Annotated in this window: 1 protein-coding gene; it reads left to right on the top strand. The window is 60.7% G+C overall.

The window, feature by feature from the left end; genetic code table 11:
* Window positions 1-165: 165 nt before the first annotated feature.
* The coding region (locus tag AWB83_RS35650) for an IS110 family RNA-guided transposase (protein ID WP_445343905.1) at window positions 166-990 on the top strand (825 nt) is incomplete at its 3' end.

Below are 990 nucleotides of genomic sequence, written 5' to 3'. Positions count from 1 at the left end.
CTGATCCCTTTCGCTCGCTCGAAGCGGTAGCCCGTTTGTGTTACAAGGGCTCGCAGCCCGAAAGAAAGCTGGTGGCGCCGCTTCACTCTTACCGCTTTGAACCCGAACAGTTGACTGAGCCTCGAGCTCGTATCTTTTGCAAGTAGGGGTGCTGTGGTGAACCCAATCCAATCCTCTTCCACTTCCTCCTTGTTCGTCGGCATCGATGTCAGCGGCGCGTTCCTCGACGTCGCCTATCACGATTCCAGCGAATCCTTCCGGCTCGCCAATTCTCCCGAGGGTATCGCCGCGCTCGTCAATACCCTCATCCCCCTCAAGCCCGAGCGCATCGTGCTCGAGGCCACCGGCAAACTCGAAAAAGCCGTCCTCGAGGCGTTGTGCCAAGCCGGCTTGCCGGGCGTCGCGGTCAACCCCAAATGGGTGCGTGACTTCGCCAAATCGACCGGCCAACTGGCCAAAACCGATCGTATCGATGCGCGCGTCATCGCCCACTACGGTGCTGCCGTCAAGCCCGCCGTGCGCCCTTTGAGCGACGAGCACACTCAGCAGTTGCAAGCCCTTATCCTGCGCCGCGCACAGTTGATCGATATGCTCACCGCCGAGCAAAACCGGCGCAAACGCGCTCATAAGTCGGCCTTGGCAAGCATCGACGACCACATCCGATTCCTTAACCAACGCATCAAAGAGGCCGATCACGACATCGACACCTTTCTGCGCTCCAACGAACTCTGGCGCAAAACCGAGGCGTTGCTACGCTCCACGCCCGGCATCGGCAAAGGAACCGCAGCGGCGCTCATCGCCTTTTTGCCCGAGTTGGGCACGCTCAGCGCACGACAGATCGCCTCGCTCGTTGGCCTGGCTCCGTTCAACGTCGATAGCGGAAAGCAGACCGGACAACGTCATATCAAAGGCGGGCGCCACATCGTGCGCCGGGCCCTTTACATGGCCTGCGTGGCCGCCCAACGGGCCAATCCCGACATCAAGGCGTTT

The organism is Caballeronia ptereochthonis (genome assembly GCF_001545075.1).
GTDB lineage: Bacteria > Pseudomonadota > Gammaproteobacteria > Burkholderiales > Burkholderiaceae > Caballeronia > Caballeronia ptereochthonis.
This window is presented reverse-complemented; position numbering and strand designations above follow the sequence as displayed.